Source organism: Streptococcus sp. FSL K6-1323 (genome assembly GCF_038630745.1).
GTDB classification, from domain to species: domain Bacteria; phylum Bacillota; class Bacilli; order Lactobacillales; family Streptococcaceae; genus Streptococcus; species Streptococcus salivarius_D.
On the sequence record NZ_CP152039.1, the window covers coordinates 628741 to 648000 of the forward strand.

General features: G+C 41.5%; 8 protein-coding genes. All 8 read left to right on the forward strand.

Annotated features, from left to right (window positions below; all coding sequences use genetic code 11):
- The first annotated feature begins 90 nt into the window (after nucleotides 1-90).
- The 8 genes from NST80_RS03040 to NST80_RS03075 all read left to right on the forward strand — a co-directional run bounded on the left by NST80_RS03040 (nucleotide 91) and on the right by NST80_RS03075 (nucleotide 19202).
- Nucleotides 91-6033, forward strand: a complete 5943-nt coding sequence (locus tag NST80_RS03040) for a ZmpA/ZmpB/ZmpC family metallo-endopeptidase (protein ID WP_183138131.1) — start codon at nucleotides 91-93, stop codon at nucleotides 6031-6033.
- Nucleotides 6034-6489: 456 nt separating this feature from the next.
- A complete protein-coding gene (locus NST80_RS03045) occupies nucleotides 6490-9672 on the forward strand; it encodes a YSIRK-type signal peptide-containing protein (RefSeq protein ID WP_183138132.1) in 3183 nt (1060 codons plus the stop codon).
- A gap of 187 nt (nucleotides 9673-9859) precedes the next feature.
- On the forward strand, nucleotides 9860-11068 hold the full coding sequence (locus NST80_RS03050) for an exonuclease SbcCD subunit D (protein ID WP_265107560.1): 1209 nt from the start codon (nucleotides 9860-9862) through the stop codon (nucleotides 11066-11068).
- Nucleotides 11065-14244 (forward strand): SMC family ATPase, encoded by a 3180-nt coding sequence (locus NST80_RS03055; RefSeq protein WP_183138133.1) that lies wholly within the window; start codon nucleotides 11065-11067, stop codon nucleotides 14242-14244. The genes NST80_RS03050 and NST80_RS03055 overlap by 4 nt, the downstream gene beginning before the upstream one ends.
- Nucleotides 14245-14591: 347 nt before the next feature.
- The gene (locus NST80_RS03060) at nucleotides 14592-14828 is read left to right on the forward strand and encodes an FAD-binding protein (protein WP_175060530.1); all 237 of its coding nucleotides are present in this window, start codon (nucleotides 14592-14594) and stop codon (nucleotides 14826-14828) included.
- 409 nt (nucleotides 14829-15237) lie between these two features.
- Nucleotides 15238-16107: a CatB-related O-acetyltransferase gene (locus NST80_RS03065; RefSeq protein ID WP_013990263.1), complete on the forward strand. Its 870-nt coding sequence runs from the start codon at nucleotides 15238-15240 to the stop codon at nucleotides 16105-16107.
- Nucleotides 16108-16231: 124 nt separating this feature from the next.
- On the forward strand, nucleotides 16232-18325 hold the full coding sequence (locus NST80_RS03070) for a glycosyltransferase (RefSeq protein WP_061652295.1): 2094 nt from the start codon (nucleotides 16232-16234) through the stop codon (nucleotides 18323-18325).
- Nucleotide 18326: 1 nt separating this feature from the next.
- Nucleotides 18327-19202, forward strand: a complete 876-nt coding sequence (locus NST80_RS03075; protein ID WP_013990266.1) for an acyltransferase — start codon at nucleotides 18327-18329, stop codon at nucleotides 19200-19202.
- Nucleotides 19203-19260: the final 58 nt, after the last annotated feature.

Consider the following 19260-nt stretch of genomic DNA (forward strand, 5'->3'; position numbering starts at 1 on the left):
ATAAATGTATAGAGTGCGTATTTTTTCAATAATGTCTTTGTTTTTGACGCCCATTTGGGGTACAAGGATTAACTTATAGGAAGATTTTGAATGAAACAAGCAAATCATGTTTTTGAAAAAGTGACAAAATACGGCATTCGTAAGTTGTCGGTAGGTGTAGGACCAGTTGCTATCGGGACATTCTTGTTAGCAGGTGGTTTTTTCGTGTCTAAACCAGTCTCTGCAGATCAGGTTACTAAGGATGCAACGGTACACATGGCCTATGTCGCTGAAAATGAATTAACAGCTGAAGAGCAACAGCAAGTGGTCCATGCTATTCCTGAGGACTACCAGAATGAAGATACTTTTTATTTGGTCTACAAACGTAAGGGTGCTACGCAAACTAGTCTTCCTCAGACAGGAAGTTCTGACTGGGTAGCGTCAGGTTTAGGACTAGCAACGGCGACCATGGCTGTGTTGCTGTTTTCAAAAAAACATCGTAAAAAAATTATTGGTTTGGTCTTGATTGGGGCCGCAGGGCAAAGTCTCCTTGTGCCAATAGAGGTTCTTGCCTTGCAAAACAAGGAGTTGCAGGCCTATAATCAGACCCTTGCTGTTGTAGACGAGGCGGACCTAGCTAAAGGTGTTATTGCAATTGATGGTTATGAGTATGTTGGTTATCTGCGTTACTCAGCTAAGCCAGAGCTTGAACAACCTTTGGAGAATACTTTGCAGGGGCTTGAGTCTTCAATAAAAGAAGAGACTACAGTAAATCAGGGTACAGCTGATAAGGATAGTGAGGGAATCAGTTGGAAAAAGGGAACTCAGGAGTCAGGTCATGAGGGCGAAGCTCTAGTTCAACCTGCTAATCCAGAGTATACCGAACCAATTAGTGCTAAAGGCACACAAGAAGTTGGTCACGAAGGCGAAGCCCTTGTTCAACCAGTGGCTCCAGAATATACCGGCCCAATCAGTGCTAACGGCACACAAGAAGTTGGCAATGAAGGAGAGGCTGTGGTTCAACCAGCCAATCCAGCATATACTGGTTCAATCAGTAGCGATACTACAAGTGCCAATGGTACGCAAGAAGTTGGTCACGAAGGTGAAGCTGTGGTTCAGCCTGTCAATCCAGCGTACACTGGTTCAATCAATAGCGACACTACCAGTGCCAAAGGCACACAAGAATCAGGCCACGAAGGTGAGGCCCTTGTTCAACCTGTCGCCCCAGAATATACCGGCCCAATCAGTGCCAATGGTACGCAAGAATCAGGTCACGAAGGTGAAGCTCTTGTTCAACCCGTAGCCCCAGAGTATACAGGTCCAATCAGTGCCAATGGCACCCAGGAAGCTGGTCACGAGGGTGAAGCTGTAGTTCAGCCTGTCAATCCAGCGTACACTGGTTCAATCAATAGCGACACTACCAGTGCCAAAGGCACACAAGAATCAGGCCACGAAGGTGAGGCCCTTGTTCAACCTGAGAATCCTGTTCATACCCCAGTTGTCGGTAGTATCACAGAGACTGAAACACAAGCCATCGATTATCCTATTGAAGTGATTACGGATGATAACAAATATGTGGATGAAGAAGTTGTCGAACAAGAGGGTAAAAAAGGTAGCCAAGAAATCCAGAAAATTTACCAAACCATTGATGGTGTCAAGGTTGGTGAGCCGACTATTGTGTCAGGTAAGGTTATTGAGGTGCCACAACCTAGAAAAATCCGTCGTGGAAGCAAGCCTCTAGATGGCACAACGACCGAAGAATCTATTGTAGAGCTTCCATTTAAAGAAATTGTCCAAGAAGATGACACACTTGAGAAAGGCACTTTACAGGTTGTCCAAGAAGGTCAAAAAGGCCAAAATAAAATCACCAAGGTTTATAAGACCTATAAGGGAAACAAGACTGCTGAAGAACCAACTGTTACTGAAACAGTGCTAGTGCCTGTCCAAGATCGTATCGTTCGCAAAGGAACTAAGGTATCTGAAAAACCAGTGCTTACGCTGACACAGATTGACAAGGATGACTTGGGTCGAAGTGCTAAACTTAGCTACAACTTGACTAATCCAGGTTCAGCAACTATCACGACTATTAAAGCGGTCCTTAAGCAAGATGGACAGGTTGTTCAAACGCTTGATATTCCTAGCACGACCTTGACTGCTGACCTAACCAACTTAGACTATTACAAGCCTTATACTCTTACAACAACCATGACCTTTGATCGTGGCAATGGTGAGGAGAGTCAGGTTTTGGCAGACCAAACTCTCCAACTGGATCTCAAGAAGGTTGAGCTTAAAGATTTTGCACGTACAGATTTGATCAAGTATGACAATCAAACAGAAGTGGATGAGACTCGTCTGACAGCTGTGCCTCAAGATCTCACGAATTACTACTTGAAACTGACTTCTGCGGATCAAAAGACGACTTACTTGGCAGTGAAAGCCATCGAAGAAACAACAGTTGATGGCAAGGCGGTTTATAAGGTAACTGCAGAAGCGGACAATTTGGTACAACGTGATGCCCAAAACCATTTTGCACAAACCTATAGCTATTACATTGAGAAACCTAAGGCTAGCCAAGCCAATGTCTACTATGATTTTGCTGACTTGGTCAATGCCATTCAAGCAAATCCATCTGGTGAATTTAGACTGGGCCAAAGCATGAGTGCTCGTCACGTCATTCCAAACGGCAAGTCATACATTACTTCAGAATTTACTGGTAAGTTGCTAAGTGATGGTGACAAACGCTATGCCATCTATGATTTAGAGCATCCATTGTTTAATGTTATCAATGGCGGAACTATCAAAAACATCAACTTTGAAAATGTAGATATCAATCGCCCTGGCCAAAATCAAATCGCGACGGTTGGATTTAACCTTAAAAATAAAGGTCTGATTGAAGATGTTAAGGTGACTGGTTCAGTTACTGGTAACAATGACGTGGCTGGTATCGTCAATAAGATTGATGAAGATGGCAAGATTGAGAATGTCGCCTTTGTCGGTAAGATTGACTCTGTCGGTAATAACTCGACAGTTGGTGGAATTGCTGGTTCAAACTACATGGGATTCGTTAACAGAGCCTATGTCGATGCGACTATTACAGCTCAAAATGCCAATGCAAGTATGTTAGTGCCATTTGTTACTTACATGCTTAACAGTTGGAAGTCAGGAACTAAGGCCAAGGTGACCAATTCAGTAGCCAAGGGTGTTCTTGATGTCAAAAACACACGAAATGTCGGTGGGATTGTTGCTAAGACATGGCCATACGGTGCTGTTCAAGACAACGTGACCTATGCCAAGGTTATTAAAGGTCAAGAAATCTTTGCTTCGAATGATGTCAATGATGAAGATGGTGGTCCTCATATCAAAGACCTCTTTGGTGTTGTTGGTTATAGCTCGGCCGAAGATGGCACGGGTAAAGATACCAAGAGTCCTAAAAAACTCAAACATTTGACTAAGGAAGAAGCCGACAAGCGTGTTGAAGGTTACAAGATCACAGCTGATACATTTGTCAGCGAGCCTTACGCGTTGAACACCCTTAACAACGTTTCTAGTCAAGCAGATTTTGCCAATATTCAAGACTATAATCCAGAATACAAACAGGCTTACAAGAATATTGAGAAATTCCAGCCATTCTATAACAAGGATTATATTGTCAACCAAGCCAACAAACTGGCTAAAGACCATAACTTGAATACCAAAGAGGTGCTCTCAGTGACACCAATGAAAGACAGTAATTTTGTTACTGACCTAAGCGCTGCTAACAAGATTATTGTTCACTACGCTGATGGTACCAAAGACTACTTCAAGCTTTCAGAGAGTTCAGAAGGGTTGAGCAATGTTAAGGAATATACTGTCACTGATTTGGGTATCAAGTATACTCCGAACATCGTTCAAAAAGACCATTCAAGCCTTATCAATGGAATCGTTGATATCTTGAAACCGATTGAGTTGCAGTCTGACCCAATTTACCAAAAACTTGGTCGTACAGGTCCAAATAAGGTCAATGCTATCAAGAACCTTTTCTTGGAAGAGAGCTTTGAGGCTGTTAAAACTAATTTGATCAACCTTGTGACTAAGCTGGTTCAAAATGAAGACCACCAGCTTAACCAATCACCAGCTGCTCAACAAATGATTCTTGACAAGGTTGAGAAGAATAAAGCAGCCCTCTTGCTAGGCTTGACCTACTTGAATCGTTATTACGGTGTGAAGTTTGATGATCTTAACATCAAAGAAATCATGCTCTTCAAACCAGATTTCTATGGTAAAAATGTGGATGTCCTTGACCGTTTGATTGAGATTGGCTCTAAGGAAAATAATATCAGTGGTTCAAGAACCTACGATGCTTTCGGTGAAGTTCTCGCTAAGAGTACCCTTTCTAGTGATCTTACCGACTTCCTCAACTACAACCGAAAACTCTTTACCACTATCGACAATATGAATGATTGGTTCATTGATGCCGCTAAGGATAAGGTCTACGTTGTAGAGAAAGCGTCTCAAAATGAAGGTGTTGGTGAGCACAAGTACCGTGTTTATGACAACCTCAGTCGTGGTCTCCACCGCAAGATGATTTTGCCATTGTTGAACCTTGATAAGACAGAAATGTTCCTGATTTCTACTTATGACACCATGTCTTATGGTACAGCTAACAAGTACAACACAACCCTAGAAAAGTTGAAACCTGAGATTGATCTAGCGGCTCAACGTCAAATCAACTACCTTGATTTCTGGCAAAGATTGGCCGCAGATAATGTCAAAAACAAATTGTTCAAAGACATTGTCAATCCAATCTGGGAAGGTTTCTATGTCTGGGGTCATGGTTGGCCAGGTTGGCCAGAGCGCTACGGCCAATTTAAGAACAGTACGGAAGTCTATGCGCCAATCCGTGAAATCTATGGACCAGTCGGTGAGTACTACGGTGATAACGGAGCTATGGCTGGTGCCTATGCTGCCATCTACGACAATCCATATGATAATCGTGCCAAGGTTACCTTCGTCATGTCTAACATGATTAGTGAGTACGGTGCATCAGCCTTCACTCATGAAACAACCCATATCAATGACCGTATTGCCTACTTTGGAGGTTTTGGTCGTCGTGAAGGAACAAATGTTGAAGCCTATGCCCAAGGAATGTTGCAATCACCAGCTACTCAAGGTCACCAAGGTGAATACGGTGCCTTAGGCCTTAACATGACCTTTGAAAGAGCCAACGATGGTAACCAGTGGTACAACACCGATCCAAACAAGTTGAACTCTCGTGAGGCCATCGACCGTTACATGAAGGGCTACAACGATACCCTTATGCTTCTAGATTCACTTGAAGGAGAAGCAGTCCTCAGTCAAGGCAAGCAAGAGCTCAATAACGCATGGTTCAAGAAGGTAGATAAACAGCTACGAGGCAATAGTAAAAACCAATACGACAAGGTGCGTGCTCTAAGTGATAGCGAAAAGGCTATTAGTTTGACCACTATTGATGACCTTGTGGATAATAACCTCATGACCAATCGTGGACCTGGAAATGGTGTTTATAAACCGGAGGACTTTTCTTCTGCCTATGTCAATGTGCCTATGATGTCTGCTATTTATGGTGGTAATACCAGTGAGGGCTCTCCAGGTGCTATGTCCTTCAAGCACAATACCTTCAGACTCTGGGGATACTACGGCTATGAAAAAGGTTTCCTAGGTTATGCGACCAACAAGTATAAACAAGAAGCAAAAGCGGCTGGTAAGGATACCCTTGGAGACGACTTTATCATTAGCAAGATTTCTGATGGTCAGTTCAACTCCCTAGAAGACTTCAAGAAAGCTTACTTCAAAGAAGTCAAAGAAAAAGCGTCACATGGTTTGACGACCGTTACGATTGATGGCGCATCAGTAAGCTCTTACGATGATTTGTTAGCCTTGTTTAAAGCGGCAGTCGCCAAAGACGCTGCAAGTCTTAAAACAGATAATAATGGCAATAAATCTGTGTCAACAAGCCATACGACAAAACTCAAAGAAGCTGTCTATAAGAAACTCCTACAAGAGACAGATAGTTTCACAAGTTCTATTTTCAAATAATAGATGAAAGAAACCCTTTTGGTAAATGCCAAAGGGGTTTTTGATACTGTCGAAAATGCGGGTGGTAGGAGCCTTTAGGTCAGTGTTGGCAAGGGATTGAGAAAGATGTGAGTTAAGTCATTAAAAAAATTCCTTTTGAAGGGAGAGAATTTTGAATTTTAATAAATATCACTATAACTAAAAAATAAGGTTAGAGTGACGAATGTTTTTAATAAAAGATGGTCTGATATAAAAGTATTTTGAAAATTATAGAACTGACAAAATAGGGGATTGTGCTAAACAAAAGTACGAACGATTTGATGTTTCAAAGGACTTAGATAAAAGTTTTAAATTAATATTTTTTAATAAAAGTTAAACTTTTACACGATTATTAGTATATATTTGACAATTTAATAATTATAGTATAAAATAGAAATCGTATATAAAGTAATTTGGATATTGAGGAAATTTATTATTATGAGAGATATGTTTAATAAACGCCAACGTTTTTCATTAAGAAAATATAGCTTTGGTGTGGCCTCTGTCCTTTTGGGAGTTTCAATCTTCTCAAATGCACAGGGTGCCCAAGCTGACGAAACGGTAGCACCAACTACCGCAGGTATGGAAACAACTGCTGAGCCAGATGTCGTCGTGGAGCAATCAACACCAACAACAGCATCAGTAGCGCCAGCAACAACAGAAAACACACCAAGTTCAGTCTCTACTGTGGCCTTGGCTAGTGAACAACCCCAATCAGTAGCTCAAAACAGCCAAGCAACTTCAACAACTAGTCAAACAGTAGCTAGTTCAGAAGTAGCTTCTCAGGCTGCATCGCAAGCGAGCTCTGAATCTGCAGCAGCGGCTGCTTCATCTGTAGTTACTAGTGCACAAGCTCTTAGCTCAGCAGCTGTAGCAGAAACTCCAGCTGCTGGTCAAGTATCAGCACAAACAAGTGCGGCTACTTCAGTTGCGACTGTAGCAGAAACTGCTAGTGCAGAGTCTACAACTAACGCTGTAAATAGCGTCCTTAAAGTAGCGACTAGCGAGTTGGCTGTGACAAGCAGTGAATTGAATGCTGCTGAAGCAAGCCTTAACTCTGAAAATCTCATCAACGCTATGGGTCTTGCAGTATCAAACCGTAGCCTTCGAACAGCTGATGCGGTCGCTGTTTTGACAAATGCTGGAGCAGGCTCAACAAACCCTGACTTGACAAACCTCGGCTACAAACTTGCCTATTTGCCAGAACGTCAACAATACTTTGTTAACATTGATTACATCAACCACCTCAAAGTCGGTCGTGATAACCGTGGGGGGGTGAGACCTTATGACTTTATTGAAAACGGTAATTTCTTTGTTAAAGTCAACTATGCTAACCTTGGTATTATTGACTATGTTGATGAAGCAGGAAACAAGATCCCTGGATCTTCAACCTACCGTATCAACAACTCAACTGAAACAATCACAGCAAACGGTAAGACATACAATAAAATCTACGATGCTGGTGTAACAGAACTTCCACCAGTACCAGCAGGATACCGCATCAAGTATGCCTCTGCTGACAAATCTAAAGCTAATGCTTATGTAGATGTTTTGAAGTCAGAACGTCAATACGACTATAACAACGGTATTGCAACGATCCGTTCAGAACGTGCTTGGGACCGTAACCAAAGCCGTGTGGTTGACCTTGTTCAATTTGCTAACGGTTCACAAGGTTTGGATGCTTCAATTGATGCCAATGGTGGTGGTCAATACCTAGCTCCAGGTTACCATTACCACATTATCGTTGAAAAAGACACTAGAGATGTCACTAAAGCCACTAGTCAAACAGTGACTTACAATGGTGCTGATACGAAGACACCAGCTGCCAACACTCAAAATGACTTTAGCTTCAACGGTAAAGAAGACCCTACAACTAACACAACAACTTGGACAGAAACTAGCCACACTTATGGAACAGTTAAGACTCCAGTTGTTACTGGTTACTATGCCGATAAAGCTGTAGCAGGTGGTAAGACAGTTACTCCAGATGCACCAAATGCAACAGACACAGTGACATACAAAGCCTTTGGTAAATTTATCGCTGTGGATGAAAATGGAAATCCAATTCCAGGTGTATCAACAACTGCCTACACAAACGATCCTAATGATGCGACTAAGATGATTGCCGTCGACAAGACGCTTCCAAGCATTCCTGGCTACACTGTTAAGGTTGTACCTGCCACACCAGGTGACTTGTCTAGCGATACTAAGGTTGTTTACGTTAAGAACGATCAAAAAGCAAGTGTTACTTACCGTGATGAAACAAGTGGTTCAATCCTTGAAACAGTTGCTTTGGCTGGTAAGTCTGGCGAAGCGATTAACTACTCAACAGCTGAACGTATCAAACACTATCAAGACCTTGGCTATGCCCTTGTGACAGATGGTTACCCAGCTGGTGCAACCTTTGACTTGGATAGCACAGTTGACCAAGCTTGGACAGTAAGCTTCAAACGTGTAGCACTTGACTTTAATCCAGACAATGCACACGAACCAGGAACTCCAATCTATCCTAACCAACCAAACGGTCCAAAATGGCCAGCTAAGGATGCTTACCTTAAAGATGTTACTTACACTGTTCACTATGCAAGCAAGAACAGCAATGCTAAATTGCCAGCAGACAGTGTTCAAAAGGCACAATGGAAACGTTCATTGACCCTTGATTCTGTAACAGGTGACATTCTTACTGCAGGTGAATGGAAGGCTGATAAGACTAAGTTCGACCTCGTCATCACACCATTGGTTAACGGTTATTTCGCCGATAAAGGCCGTGTGGCTTCTCAAGATGTCACTATGGACAACAGGGTTGAAACTGTTACTTACACTAAATTTGGTAAGATTATTGCCGTTGACGAAAAAGGTAATCCAATCCCAGGTGTTGAAGCAGTTACTTACACAAATGACCCTAACGATCCAACTAAGGCTACCATGACACTTGTTCCTGAAGTGAAAGGTTACAAGGCCGAGAAGACTGCTGTGACACCAAGCAACCCTGGTGATGATACAAAGGTTGTTTATAAGTTAACTAACGCAGAACCCGCTAAACCAACAACTAACAAAGACCTTGGTACTATCGTTGTCATCTACCGTGATGAATATGGCAACCAAATCAAGATGCCACTCGTTATCACTAACTCTGTTGGTTCTGAAGTTAACGTTCACGGTGACCGTTATATCTACCGTAATGGTGTGAAATACGAATTGATTCGTCAAGAAGGTAAATCTACAGACAAGATGACAAAAGGTCAAACAGTCGTGACCTATATCTATCGTAAGGTCGAAGATGGCTCAACACCTTCAAATGGTAATAATGGTCAATCTGGAAATGGTGGAAATTCAACTTCTAAAGCTGTAAAAGCGGCCTCAAACGGATCTAAAGGTTCTAAAGGATCTAAAGGTTCTGGATCAGCAGCCGATGGCGCTTCAGATGGTAAAGGTTCAGATAAGAAGAAATCTGGAAACAAAGATGGTAAGAAGGCAGATGGTTCTGATAAAGCTAAAGAAGGCGACGAACAATTGCCAGTAACAGGTGAGTCAGATAACAACCTCGCAGCAATGGGTCTTGTTGTTATGGGACTTATGTCAGGACTTGCGACTATGAATCGTCGTAAAAACCAAGACTAAGATTTCCACACCTTATCTCTCATAAATTCCAAAAATAAAATCTCTCTCGAGTGTTATTACTTGGGAGAGATTTTTTTGATCTTTGCAGATAAAACTCAGGAAAGCTCCGAAGGTTCGTGAATCTTTTAAGCAGTATTTAGCGTGATAAGGTACAATAGAGTAAGACAAAACGAATGAGGAGATTGTCATGAAGTTTTTACATACGTCAGATTGGCATGTGGGGCGAACCCTCAATGGCTGGTCTTTGCTGGAGGAGCAGGAGTGGGCCTTCCAACAGATAGTGGATTTGGCAATTCACGAACAGGTGGATGGGGTCATCATTGCTGGAGATCTCTATGACCGTGCGGTGCCGCCTGTGGATGCCATCAAGCTTTTTAATAAGACCTTGGCACGTTTGGTCTTGGAGGAGCAGATTCCTGTCTATGCTATCAGTGGTAATCACGATGGGGCTGAACGCTTGCATTTTGGCCGAGACTTTTTTCAACCTCAGGGGCTTCATTTAAGCACACGTTTGGAGGAGGCTTTTGAGCCTATTGAGTTGGAGGGTTGCCAGATTTTTCTTCTTCCCTTTATCGATCCTATTGATGCTAGGATTTATTATAAGGATGATGAGGATAAGGAAATTCAGGGGATTGGTGATGCTTTATCCTACATTCTTGAGGATATGGAGAAAGCTTTTGATCCCGACAAATCACATATTTTGGTGACGCATTTTGCGGTTTCTAAGAAAGATGACCAAGATGGTCAAAGTCTTCGGGAACTGATGCTGTCTGAAACCAGCAATACGGTAGGTGGCCTTACCAATGTGACCAGTGACCTTTTCAAGGTCTTTGATTATGTGGCCTTGGGGCATATCCATACGCGCTTTGCCAGTCCGACCCAGCGCGTGCAATATTCGGGCAGTCCGGTCGCCTTTAATGTCAAAGAAGCCAAACGTAAGGAAGAGAAGGGTGTCTATATTCTTGAATTGGATGCGACTGGTAACTTGTCTCAGACCTTCCATCCTCTAGAGGTCAGACGGCCAATCGTGACCCTTCAGGAACCTTTTGAAACCTTGGTATCACCTGAATTTTATAAGGAACAGCCTTGTCAAAAGGCTTGGTTTGCCTTTGATATTCAACTGTCCAGCCGTAAGGAATTAGAGGGTATCAATGTGCGTGCCCGTCTGGAAGAAATTTATGGGACAGATATTGTAGAAATCACCTTCAGTCGTCTGGGTGATGTTAGGGAAGAAAACGTGACTGTTGATCAGCACTTAAAAGAGTTGGAAATGCAGTCGCCGCAGGAAATTGTCTCTGATTTTTACCAGACAGTGACTGGGGGCGATGTCTTGTCAGAAAGACAGACTGCCCTTGTGGAAAGTATTTTTGAGGAGATTGGAAGGAGCCGACAATGAGACCAGTTCAGTTAGAATTGACCAATTTTGGACCTTATCGTAAGGAAGTCATCAATTTCACCCAGTTTGACCATGCTCCCCTCTTTTTGATTGGTGGTGACACAGGGGCTGGTAAGAGTACTCTCTTTGACGCTATGACAGTGGCTTTATTTGCGACGACCAGTGGTGATCGTAATGTTGAGGAGATGCGGTCGACCTTTGCTGGTCCAGAGGATGATTTGACCAAGGTGACTTTTTACTTCCAACAAGGCAACCACCTTTACCGCATTGAGCGAATTCTCCAGCAGGAAAGGGCCAAGCGAGGTGGTGGTACGACCATGCAAAAAGCAACGGCTTCTCTAGTCATTGTGGATAAGATTGGTGGTCAGGAAATTGAAAAGCTTGGGGATAAAATCAAGGAAGTGAGTGACCAGATTGAGCAGATTTTGGGTCTCAATGCCGAGCAGTTCAAACAGATTATCCTCCTTCCGCAAAATGATTTCAGTCGTTTCTTGAAAGAAGATTCCAAGACCAAGACTCAAATTTTGAAGAAAATCTTTGGAACAGGTATTTTTGACCGTTTTCAAAAGAGTTTGGAAGAGCGTCTTCGTCAGAGCAACAAGGATATGGAAAAGCGCCAGGCTCAGCTAGATGGCCATTTTACCAGTCAGGTTTGGTCTGAGGAGGAAATAGCTGTCTTAGCCCAAACACCAGCCTCTGAAAAATTGGCACGTCTTGAAGAGCTTTTGGCGCAACGTCAAGAAAATCTTGAAGAGCAAAAAAGCATCTTGAAGGATGCCCATGAGGATTTGGCAAGACTGCAGAAGAGTTTGCAAAGTGCTCAAGATTTGGCAAATATTTTTCAAGAATTGGAGCAAGCCAAGGAGCGTTACCGTCTGGAAATTGAGGAGGGTGCTCAGGAACAGGCAGAGGCTAAAGCGCATCTGGAGGAATTGCAGTTTGCCCAAGGTTTGCAGGAAACTATTAGCAGCTTGAAGCAGTATCAGAAGCAACTGTTACAAGTAGAACAGGACCTTGGGATTGCTCAGGAAGCACTAAGTGCTAAGGAGCAGGCTTTTGAGAAAGTCAAGGCTCAAAAAGAGGCACTTGCAGCCCAATCTGAGGATTTTCTTCAAAAAGAAGAGGGACTGGGAGCGTGGAAAGAGGCTATTATCTATGCCCAGAGTCTTGCCCAAGAGCAGGAAAAAATCAAACGGTCGAGTGGAAACTACAAGCAGTTGGAAGAAACTTATCAACAGGCTTCGAAAGAGATTGAGACTCTTAACAAGTCCTTGTCAGATTTGGAGGCCAATCGTCTTGGTTTAGAGAGTTTGCTTGAGGCTGAAAAACTCCTCCAGTCTGTGGGCTACAGTGTGGATAAGCAACTGGCTCAGGATCTTAAAGAAATAGAGGGCTTGAATCAGGAGTTGGCAAAGACCGAAAAGCGTCATCAAACCTTATCTTTAGATATTGACCAAGCTCAAGAAATTGTCAAAGAATTGGAAGAGAAGTTAAGTAGGACTCTAGCCTCACGACGTCAGCTCATGATTGCCCAGTTACAGGCAGAATTAGAGGATGGACAGCCCTGTATGGTCTGTGGTTCCTTGGATCATCCTAAGGTCGATGGGACACAGGCTGATGAAGTGGCCTTGAAGGATCTCATGGACCAGGTGGAGGAACTTCAAGCTCAAAAAGAAAAGCAAGTCGCTGCCTTGTCAAACCGTCAGGCTAGATTGAGTGAAGTTGAGTCTAAACGTCAGGATTTGCTTGACCAAGTGGCTAAAGTTAAGTTATCTCTTCAAAAACACTATCAAGAACTCGAAGAGCAAGTTAAGGGACAGTTTGATTTTGATTTTTCAGAAGACTATGAAGCTGTCCGTGGGCAAGCCTTGTTGAGTGCTGTTGAGAAGCATTATCAAGAACTCCAAAAACGCTATGATAAGGAAGAGGCAGACCGTGTCCATTATCAAGAGGAGTTAGCTAAGGCTCGAGAAAAAACGATAGATTTGGCTAAGGACTATCAAGAGGCCAAGGCAACTCTCTATCAAGCTAAGGAGCGCCTAAAAGACTTGAAGGAAGCTCATCCAGAACTGGAGTCTGTAGAGGTCTATCAAGAACGAATTTCCCTTGCGAAGCAGGAGTTGGACCTCTACAATAGGCAAGTCAAGGAAAATGGTGAAGCCTACAACCAACTTCATGCCGACATTCAAGGCATCAAGGGGCAGCTTGAGAGCTTGACCAAGTCTAAAGAAAAGACCAGCCAAGAAATGAAACGTTTATCAGCTGAGTTGGACCAAAGTCTTAAGGTCGAAGGTGCCCTCACCAATGACCTAGAGCAAATCCAGCTTTGGCTGCTTGAGGTGAACAAGCAAGCTATTCCTAAGCTTCAGGCCCAATTGACAAGTTACCAAACCCTTAAACAAGAATTGCAGACCCAGATTAGTAAGAGCCAAGAGCTTCTCCAAAATCAAGAAAAACCAGATTTGGTCGCTTTAACACAAGAGGTCCAAACCGGTCAGGAAAGTTACGATACGCAATTGGCTCAGGTCTCTGTCATGGAGAAGGGGCTTAAGGATGCGAATGCTACCTACCAGGCAGCCAAAACCCTTCAAGACAGCAATCAAGAGGCCTTTAAGGCCCACCAAGAACTCAGTGATTTGGTGAAGGTGGTTAAGGGAGAAAATACTGCTCTGACTGGTCGTCTCAATCTTGAGGTCTACGTTATCCGTCAGTATTTCCAACAAATCTTGGACTATGCCAATGCCAACTACATCGGTCTCTTAACGGATAATCGCTATTCCTTTGTCTTGAGCGAGGAAGGACGCAGGGCGCGTGATCACTTTGGTTTGGATATTAACGTCTATGACCAGTTGACAGGTAGTGAACGCTCCGTTAAATCCTTGTCTGGTGGTGAAACCTTTATCGCCGCGCTGGCCATTGCCCTATCCCTCTCAGAAGTTGTGCAAAATACCAGCAAGGGTGCCGTCGTTGAAGCCCTCTTCATTGACGAAGGTTTCGGTTCACTAGATAAAGAGGCTCTCACCAAGGCTATCGCGGTCCTAGAACAAATTGGCGAAAACCGTATGGTCGGTGTCATCAGTCACGTGGACGACATGAAAGAAGGCATCGCCCAGCAACTAGCCATCATCAAGTCACATGATGGTAGTAGCCGCATTAAAATTGTGGATAAGGGGTAAAATATAAAAACTATATTGCTGTCAATTAACGAGAACCAAAAGATATATCCTATAACAGGAGTCCATTTGAATTACTAACATTCATCCAATTTTACTATTAGGGTGAGGATAAGATGATAGTTAATAACCCTATTAGATTGTACTTGGATGTAGGTTTTATGTGATATTGTGTTAAGCTTATCAATATAAAATCAGAAAGATTAATCGTAGGTAACGAAAGTCAATAGCTAAAGACCGCTTTCACTGGGAGTTATGGCTGAACTTGAAATGTGATAATATTATAGAAAAGTACTGAGATGTTAAGAATTGTACTGACCCCAAAAGTTAGACAGAAAAAACCTAACTCTTTGGGTGTAGTTCAAATTGAAGTAGCAACATTTTATGTGACTCTTCGTAAACCAGCAGTCCATCACACTATGGGAAGTCTTAAGATTGATACTCAAACACATGTTATTAATGAAGATGGGGATATTATAAAGGGATTTTATGCAGCAGGAGAAGTAGCTGGAGGTCTTCACGCTGGGAATCGCCTTGGTGGAAATTCCTTGACGGATATCTTTACTTTTGGACGTATCGCTGGGTAAACATCTATAAACGAGAATTGTTAGTACAATAGGTATGTCGTAAGTAGAAAGAAGAATTTTACAGTTTTATAGCCAATAAATATTTTTAGACTGGAGATAATTTGTTCCAGTCTTTTTATTTTCTCAAAAAGATGAAATAAAAGGTTTTAAAAATTAAAATGAGATAATGGCTCTTTGACTAAAAATAAGTTATAATTAAAATAAGTGTAATATGTAATTTTTATGGTATTTTTTCTAAAAAGAGATAGCGTCTTTACAAGGTTTTTTTAATAAAGAAAGTAAGACTAGGGATAATTTTTGGAAAAAGACAAAAATATCATAATAATATCCGATAATGAATTGTGTTGACTAGTGAATGGTTGGGTGTACTTAGGTTATCATCACCTAGGTCATGGAGGAGAAGATAGAAGTGATGAATGTTTCAGGCCGATTTTGTGTTTTTTCGCATAAGGATAGACAGCATCAACGTTTTTTTCAATTATTACCTGATGGTAGCATTAGAGATATTGACAGTCCTGGTCATGATAATGAACGCTTTTGGGATTTTCAAAATAATCAGATCTGCTTATATTCTAATCAAAGGCAGTTAACTGCTACTTTTGATTGTTGCTATGAGGAAGAGGGACATTCATACTGGGAAGGTTGGCATCAACACTCTATTCCTTTGGAACTTCGTCTCTATGATATGAAATCTGATCTTTTTGATTTTAAGACGAAGTTTACCAGTAGGTTTTTGATTGATTATGGAGCATTGTCAGTTGGTCCACATACCTATGGTATCCCCTTTTTAGTTGACTATGATCATGGTGGAAAGGTAATTATAGGGGATTACTGTTCTATTGGTCAGAATGTTTATTTTGTGACGGCAAATCACAATTTGGAATTGGTGACTACCTATCCATTTAAAAGTTTAGAGCGATTTTATTCAGATAAGACCTTAGATATAGAAGATGATCACACCCTTCAATCTCCTACTAGGGTTGGTAATGATGTCTGGATTGGGAATAATGTCCAGATTATGGCTGGTGTAACTATAGGTGACGGTGCGGTTATAGCTGCAGGATCTGTGGTTACTAAGGATGTATCCCCCTATGCTATTGTTGGAGGGAACCCAGCCAAGTTGATTCGCTACCGTATTGCAGATGCTAATGACCGATTCAACATGCAAAAGATTTCTTGGTGGGATTGGCCAGAGCATGTAATTTCAGAACGGCTTGATAAAATTATGAGTAAGGATATTTCTGCCTTTATTGCAGAATATTTACCCGAAGATGACTAGGCTCAATATTGTATCCATTTATTTGGTTGCTGATTCACTCATAGAAGTTCTTGTTAGAGTTCTTCGTATGTGTAAAAGCTTGGACAACTATAATGTGCTATAAATAATAAAAGAAGAAATAAATATGACAGAAAAAGTTAGTGTAATTGTACCCGTATTTAATGTTGAAAAATACCTTAGACAGTGTCTAGATAGTATCCTTCAACAAACCTATCAGAATCTCGAAATTATTATTATAAATGATGGCTCAACAGATGGAAGTGACGCCATATGCCGTGAGTATGCTGGTAAGGATTCACGAATATCTTACTTTGCAAAAGAAAATACTGGGATTTCTGATACAAGAAATGTCGGTATTCGTCAAGCAACGGGTGAGTATGTGACCTTTGTAGATTCGGATGATTGGGTAGAACATACTTATGTTGAAGAGCTTCATGATAAGCTTAAGGCTTATGATGCTGACATTGCTATTACCAATTATTATCTCTTTAATGAGGCCGATAGTCTTTTTTATTTTTATATTACTGATGAGGATTATTATGAACAAGTGTATTCTCCTGCTCAGTTGATTGAGGGTCTATATGAAACCAAGTTCAATAAAAGCTTTGCTCTGATTTCAGCTTGGGGGAAACTTTATAAACGCACTCTTTTTGAAGATCTACTTTTTCCAAAAGGACAGATTGGAGAGGATGGCTTTTTTAATCTTAAGGCCTATTTAATGAGCGAGCGCGTAATCTACCTCAACAAGGGGTTGTATGCTTACCGAGAAAGACCAGGAAGTTTATCTAGAACTTGGACTGAAGATTGGATGTCAGCATTGGTATATGCTATGGAAGAGCGTCTTGCCTTGTTAGCTAGCAGGGGTTATCCACTTGAGAAGCATATGACTGTTTATCGTATGATGTTAGAGTCTTGCTTGACAAATGGAGCATCTCAGGGCTTAGAAGGAACAGAAGCTTATCGTCGAATCAAGGAAAAATATCAGGTATTAAGTTTAGCACCACAGCACTATAATGAGAAAAAACGATCAATTGTACTTGCTGCAAACTATCCTTATGTTGAGCAGGTGGTAACTACAATCAAATCTATTCTCTATCACCATCGCAATATTCGTTTTTATATAATTAACAGTGATTTTCCACAAGAATGGTTTAAGGGACTAAACCGTCACCTTGCACGATTTGGTAGTGAGATTGTTAATTGTCGAGTAAGTAGTGCACAGATTTCCCAATATCGCACGGATATTTCCTACACTGTTTTTTTACGCTATTTTATTTCTGATTTTGTCAAAGAGGACCGTGTAATTTATATGGATTGTGATATGGTAGTGACGGGGTCACTTGATGATCTATTTACAATGGATCTAAAGGGATATCCTGTTGCAGCAGTCCGAGATTATGGGGGACGTGTCTTTTACCACCGAGAAATCTTCAATGCAGGCTTTTTAGTTATTGATAATGCATACTGGAGACAGGAACAGATGAGTAGGCACCTTATCGAAATGACTAATGAGTGGCATGATAAGGTTGATCAAGCCGATCAGTCTATCTTGAATATGGTCTTTGAAAATAATTGGTATGAACTTCCATTTGACTTTAACCATGTTGTTTTGCATAGTCATTTTACAGATTATCAATTACCAGAAGGACAAGAATATCCCAAAGTTATTCATTATCTGTCCCATAGAAAACCATGGTTTCCTCTGGCAGCGCAAACTTATCGCGATGTGTGGTGGTTCTATGCACAGTTGGATTGGTCTGATGTAGCTGAGAATGTTAGCTTGGCTCCATTGCAGAGTAGGGCGCTTTATCCTAAAGGTAGACCATTTACCTGTCTAGTTTATACTAGCATTGCTGAGATTCCTCACTTGGAGGATTTGATTCAAGCTCTTCCTCAAGTTCACTTTAATATTGCTGCCCGTGTCATTGTATCAGATAGCTTAGCGAGATTGATTACTTATCCTAATGTAACAGTCTATTCTGGTATTAATAATATGCGTAGCCTAGATTTGGAATTGGTATCAACAAGTGATTTGTTACTTGATATCAATCCAGGAGAGAAGACTTTAGAAATACTTGATGGTTTCAGATTTGAGGATAAACCTATTTTTGCTTTTGATGATTTAAAATCTCGGAAACACCACCAACGTACATTTCCAAGAGAGCATTGGCAAGAAATGGCGGAAGCAATCAGGAAAATGAGAAAGGCGCAAGATTAAGATGGCAGACTTTCATTTGAACGGTAATTTTCAACAGATTACCATTGACCCTACGGCTCACGTTGAATTGGGGCAGGATATCACCTTGCGTTCCTTTGTTTGTCTAGAGGTGGGAAATGGTGCAACCCTAAAGCTCGGGAATCGTGTTTTCTTCAATAATCACTGTTCTATTCGTTGTGAACATCATATTGAAATTGGTAAGGATACCATGTTCGGAGATGGGGTTCGTATTTTTGATCATAATCATCAATATTCTAACTATCACGTAGAAAAAATCGCCTTTAATTATGGAAAGATATCGATCGGAAAAAATTGTTGGATTGGTGCCAATGTTGTGATTCTTAAGGGAGTCACGATCGGTGACAACGTCATTATTGGTGCAGGAGCAGTCATTCATAAGGATATTCCAAGTAACTCCATTGTTGTAAGTAAAGAGGAACTCATCATAAAAGAGCGGCCACAATTACAGCACCATGTGTTTACACTGACAGCCTCGGACACTCTGGAAAACCTCACTTATTTGGTAGAAAATCTTCCAGAAGTTTCGTTTCATATTGCAGCCAAGACCAATGTTTCAGATCGCTTAGAAGCCTTTAAAAAGTATGACAATGTAACGTTATACACAAACGTCCATCATGACGATATTATAGAGGATTTATTGGATCAATCAGAAATCTATCTGGATATTAATCATTGGGATCAGGTGGATTCTATTGTCGACCGGGCAGTTGAAAAGGGAAAACCGGTCTTCGCTTTTGATAATGTCGTTCACAGAGCAGAGTTGGGTGCTAGTGTATTTTCTCATCAGGACCCTGAAATGATGGTGAAAGAAATTCAGAGACAATTATTTGGAATTGCTGTGGATACAGTAAACTGAAAAAGAAAATCTGGTTTATGTTTTTGATATTACAAATCATGATAATTGTGGACGAAGT